Origin of the sequence: Micrococcus sp. HSID17227 (genome assembly GCF_003989405.1) — a bacterium.
In the GTDB taxonomy this organism is placed as follows: domain Bacteria; phylum Actinomycetota; class Actinomycetes; order Actinomycetales; family Micrococcaceae; genus Micrococcus; species Micrococcus luteus.
The window spans coordinates 1-5097 of the sequence record NZ_RBLN01000157.1 but is presented as its reverse complement, the minus strand read 5'-3'; the positions used below and the strand labels follow the sequence as shown (position 1 = coordinate 5097).

The 5097-nt window shown below is 69.9% G+C and carries 5 protein-coding genes; all 5 read right to left on the bottom strand.

Annotation, left to right across the window (positions count from 1 at the left end):
- Positions 1 to 37 precede the first annotated feature (37 nt).
- Entirely contained in the window at positions 38 to 1429 is a 1392-nt protein-coding gene (locus D8M29_RS08365) for an ABC transporter ATP-binding protein (RefSeq protein WP_238693358.1), read from the bottom strand.
- Positions 1430 to 1464: 35 nt separating this feature from the next.
- Entirely contained in the window at positions 1465 to 2352 is an 888-nt protein-coding gene (locus D8M29_RS08360) for a carbohydrate ABC transporter permease (protein ID WP_127435363.1), read from the bottom strand.
- Entirely contained in the window at positions 2349 to 3320 is a 972-nt protein-coding gene (locus D8M29_RS08355) for a carbohydrate ABC transporter permease (RefSeq protein ID WP_127435364.1), read from the bottom strand. Before D8M29_RS08355 ends, D8M29_RS08360 begins: the two co-directional genes overlap by 4 nt.
- Positions 3317 to 4621 carry an extracellular solute-binding protein gene (locus tag D8M29_RS08350; RefSeq protein ID WP_060974376.1) on the bottom strand — a complete coding sequence of 435 codons (1305 nt, stop codon included), beginning with the start codon at positions 4619 to 4621 and terminating at the stop codon, positions 3317 to 3319. Before D8M29_RS08350 ends, D8M29_RS08355 begins: the two co-directional genes overlap by 4 nt.
- Before the next feature lie 86 nt (positions 4622 to 4707).
- On the bottom strand, positions 4708 to 5097 hold a 390-nt coding region (locus tag D8M29_RS08345), incomplete at its 5' end, for an ATP-dependent helicase C-terminal domain-containing protein (RefSeq protein ID WP_305034218.1).

Genomic DNA, 5097 nt, shown 5'->3' with positions numbered 1-5097 from the left:
ACGGACGAGGGCGACGTCGAGATCCTGTGACCGCCCCTCAGCCCCGGTCGGGGACGAGGCCGGTGCGCAGGAGGGTGAGTGCCTCGTCCTGCCCGAGGAGCGGCTGACGCATCTCGGCGCGGAGGAACTCGGGCATCCCGGCGGTCAGCGCCGCCCACTCCGAGCCGACCGCGTCACGCTCGGCCGCCATCTCGATCTGGCGGCGACGCTCCTCGGCGGCCCGGCGGGTCAGCTCCGCGCCGACCTCGGGGTCGCGGGTGAGGTTCTCACCGGTGGTCGGGTCGAACAGGTGCACGCGCGTGGTGTCCACCCACAGGCGGGTCGGCGTGCCCGGCCGGGCGCGGGACTCGCCGGAGAGGGTGGCCACGACGACGGGGCGCAGCTCGTCCGCGTCCAGGTCCTTGGCCAGCGAGGAGAGCATCTCGGCCACGGCCGGGTCCGGATCGAACTCGATGTAGCCGTACTGCTCGTGGCCCAGCCACTCCAGGTGGGTCAGCGTCGCGTCGAAGGTGGAGCCCTGGTCGCGGCGGCTGTCCTCCACCAGCTCGGCGTCCTCGAAGAACTCCGGCCGCAGGCCGAGGAACACGATGTCCCGCCCCTCGGCGGCGCGGGCCTTCTCGGGCGGCACCGGGATGTCACCGATCGGCGAGGACAGCACGTGGCCGCCCTCCTTCTGCTTCAGCGAGGCGGGCAGGAAGTTCATCGACGGCGAGCCGATGAAGCCGGCCACGAACAGGTTGAGCGGCTGCTCGTAGAGCTCGCGCGGGCTGGCCACCTGCTGCAGCTCGCCCTTCTTGAGCACGGCCACCCGGTCGCCCAGGGTCATGGCCTCGGTCTGGTCGTGCGTCACGTAGATGGAGGTGGTGGCCAGGCGGCGCTGCAGCTGCGAGATCTCCGCGCGCATCTGCCCGCGCAGCTTGGCGTCCAGGTTGGACAGCGGCTCGTCGAAGAGGAACGCGTCCGCCTCGCGCACGATCGCCCGGCCCATGGCCACGCGCTGACGCTGGCCGCCGGAGAGGTTGCCGGGCTTGCGCTCGAGGTGGTCCTCGAGCTCGAGCACGCGGGCGGCGTCGCGCACCTTGCGGTCGATCTCCTCCTCGGAGGGCTTGTTCTCCTTGATCAGCCGCAGCGGGAAGGCGATGTTCTCGTACACCGTCAGGTGCGGGTACAGCGCGTAGTTCTGGAACACCATCGCGAGGTTGCGGTCCTTGGGGGCCGCCTCGTTCACGCGGCGGCCGTCGATCAGCATCTCGCCGTCGGTGATGTCCTCGAGGCCCACGATCATGCGCAGCAGCGTGGACTTGCCGGAGCCGGAGGGGCCCACGAGGATGACGAACTCGCCGTCCTCGATCTCCAGGTTCACGTCCTTGATGGCGTGGAAGCCGTCGTCGTAGGTCTTGTCGATGTGGTTCAGGGTGATGGAGGCCATCGGGGGGTCCTTTCGGGAGGTCTCGTGTGCGGGCCTCAGCCCTTCACCGCGCCGTTGGTCAGGCCGGCCACGATCTGACGCTGGAACGCCAGCACCAGGATCACGATCGGGATGGTCACGATGATCGCGGCCGCCGAGATGGCCCCGGTCGGCGACTCGAACTGCGAGGCGCCGGTGAAGAAGGCCAGGGCGGCGGGCACGGTGCGCGCGGTCTCGGTGGAGGTCAGGGAGATGCCGAACACGAAGTCGTTCCAGGCGATGAAGAAGGCGATGATCGCCGTCGTGAAGACGCCGGGGGCGGCCAGCGGGACGATCACCTTGCGGAACGCCTCGAGCGGGGTCGCGCCGTCCACCTGCGCGGCCTGGTCGAGCTCCCACGGGATCTGGCGGAAGAACGCGGCCAGGGTCCAGATGGAGATCGGCAGGGTCAGGGACAGGTAGGGGATGATCAGGCCGACCCACGTGTCGTACAGCCCGAGGGTGCGCCACATGTTGAACAGCGGCGTCACCAGGGAGATGACGGGGAACATCGAGACCATCAGGGACACCGTGAGCACGAGCCGCTTGCCCGGGAAGTCCAGGCGGGCGATCGCGTAGGCGCACAGCGTGGCCAGGATGACGGCGATGATCGTGGCGATCACGGTGATGCCGATCGAGTTGCGCAGCGCCGTGAGGAACAGCTCGCGCGAGCCGCCCACGAAGATCTCCTCGTAGTTCACCGTGGACCACTGGGTGGGCAGCAGCTTGCCGTTGGCGAGGTCGGCGGGCGTCTTGAAGCTGGTCGCGAAGATCGAGAACAGCGGGAAGAGGCACCACACGCCGATCACGACGGTGAGGATCCACCACAGTGCGGTGGCCTTCCCGGTGCCGCGACGGTGGGGCGCGCGGCCCTCGGGGGCGGGAGCGGATGCGGCGGTGCTCACTTGGAACCTCCTCGGTCGGCCAGGTCCACCTTGAAGCCCTTGACGGCGATGACCGCCATGAGGGCCACGCACAGGAACAGGATCACGGAGACCGCCGAACCCATGCCGATCTCGAGCCGGCCGATGGACGTGCGGTAGGCCAGCAGCGAGAGGACCTCGGTGCCGTAGGCGCCGTTGGTCATGATGTAGATGGAGTCGAAGATGCGGAACGCGTCCATCGCGCGGAACAGGACGGCCACCATGATCGAGGCCTTCATGTTCGGCAGGATGACCAGCTTCATCCGCTGCCACCAGGAGGCGCCGTCGACGGAGGCGGCCTCGGTGAGGTCGCCCGGCACCTGGGCCAGGCCGGCCAGCAGGAGCAGGGAGATGAACGGGGTGGTCTTCCAGATCTCGGAGAGCATGATCACGAACAGCGCGGTGCTGCCCTGCGCGAACCAGTTCAGGTCCGCGTCGACGCCCGGCAGCCACTCGAACCAGGCGTTGATGTAGCCCGAGTCGATCGAGAACATGTAGAACCACGCGAACGCGGAGACCACGGTGATGATGCCGTACGGCACCAGGATGATCGTGCGGATCAGGCCGCGGGTCTGCTTGATGGCGTGGTGCATGGCCAGGGCCAGCAGGAAGCCGAGGATGAGCTCGACCACCACGGTCACCACGGTGATCAGCAGGGTCACCCCGAGGTCCTTCCAGAACACGGGGTCCGTGAGGATCACGCCGTAGTTGCCCAGGCCCACGAACTCGCGGTCGCCCGGCGCGGTGAGCCGGTACTTGAACAGCGAGTCGTAGAGGGCCTGCAGGATCGGGTACAGGACCACGAACAGCATCACGAAGAACGCGGGGCCGGCTAGGAGCCAGCCGAGACGCGCCTCGGACTTCGCGCGCTGGGACTTCACCCGGCGGGGGCGACGACCCTCGGCGGCGCGCGGGGTGGATGCGGCGGGTGCGGTGTCGACGTGGCTCACAGCAGACGCTCCCCTCTCAGGACTTCCTGGATGAAGTCGTCGGTCTCGGCCGGGGTGGACTCGGAGACGCCCGACGGCGGCGCGTAGCGCTGCTGGATCGCGGTGGAGACCTCGTTGTAGTACGGGGTCTGCGGCCGCGGGGCGCCGAGTTCGAGGGACTCCCGGATGGTGTCCGCCATGGGGTACTTCTCGGCGACCTCGGGGGCGTCGTAGGCCGCCGGGTCGGCGGGCGGGTTGCCGTTCTCGACGAAGTACTGGCTCTGGTGCTCGGTGGTGGTGATGCAGGAGATCGCGTCCCAGGCGAGGTCCTGGTGCTCGGACTTCGCGCCCACCCCCAGGTTGATGCCGCCCACGGGCGGCGCGGCGTCCTTGCCCTCGACGGTGCGGGGGTAGACAGCCCAGCCGATGTCCTCGGGCAGGTCCTCCGGCAGCGAGCCCTCCTCCACGGAGCCGAGGGTGGCCGGCCAGACGAACGGCCAGTTGACCATGAACGAGCCGTTCTTGCCCTGGAAGAGCAGCATGGAGGCGTTCTCGTCCTGCGTCGGCAGGCCGGCGCTGCCGAGACCCTCCTTGCCGATCGTGGAGATGATCCGCGCTGCCGTGCGGCCGGCCTCGGAGTCGAGGTTCGTGGTGACCTCGTCCGTGGGCGCCTCGGCGTTGGGGACGATCTGCTCCCCGCCGCCCTCGATGAGCGCGTTGAGCCACACGGTCATGGACTCGGCGCGGGCGCCCTGGACGGCCAGGTCCTTGTCCTGGCTGCGGGCGGCCTCGATCAGCTGGTCCCACGTGACGGGCTGGGACATGTCCAGCCCCGCGGCCTCGGCGACCGACTTGCGGTACCAGAGCAGCTGCGTGTTGGCCCAGAACGGGACCGTGACGAGCTCGTCCTTCCAGCTGGCGGCCGCGAGCGCGCCCTCCAGGGCGTTGTCCTTCGCGTACGCCTGCATCTCCTCCGGCACGGGGGCCAGGAAGCCGGGCTCGGCGAGCTCGGGGACGAACGGCGGGTCGAGGGACATGATGTCCATCGACGTGTCGCCCGCGGCGAGGCGGCGGGTCAGCTGCTCGCGCTGGGAGGCGGCGTCCGTCGGAAGCATGGACGTCTCGACTCTGTACCGGCCGTTCGCGGCGTCGGTGCACTGGGCGGCGATCTTCGCCTGCCCGCCGTCGTCGGGGTTGGTGTACCAGGTCAGGGTGGGCGTCTGCTCGGCCGGGGCACACCCGGCCAGGATGAGCGCGCCCGCAGCGACGGCGCCGGCCAGCGTGGCCCGGCGTCGTTGACGTGCCCGCGTGTCGTGTCTCACAAGTGGAACCTCATTCGATGCGAGTCGGATGTGACCGCCATCATCACGCATCGGAGCGATTCCTGCACGTTTCGCGGGCCCCTTTCTCAGCGGGCGCGGCGGTTCGTCCGGGCGGTCGGCTCCGCGGCGGCGGGATCCTCGGGCCACGGGTGCTTGGGGTATCGCCCGCGGTTCTCGGCGCGGACCTGCGCGTAGGGGCCGGCCCAGAAGGACGGCAGGTCGGCGGTCACGGCGAGTGGGCGGCCTGCCGGGGAGAGCAGGTGCAGGACCACCGGCTCACGGCCGTCCGCCACGGCGGGGGTGACACGCGCCCCGAAGAACTCCTGCAGCTTGGCGGCGACCACGGGCGGGGTGTCCTCGTGGACGGCCGGATAGTCCACGACGACGGCGCGCCCGCTCGGCACGGGCAGGCACTCGGGGGCGAGCTCGTCCAGCCGGCCCGCCTCCGGCCAGGGCAGGGCGCCGCGCAGCAGCGA

What these genes read in the sequence shown, in the direction of transcription:
- D8M29_RS08365 (WP_238693358.1), bottom strand. Translation starts at nt 1,429, where the DNA reads ATGGCCTCCATCACCCTGAACCACATCGACAAGACCTACGACGACGGC.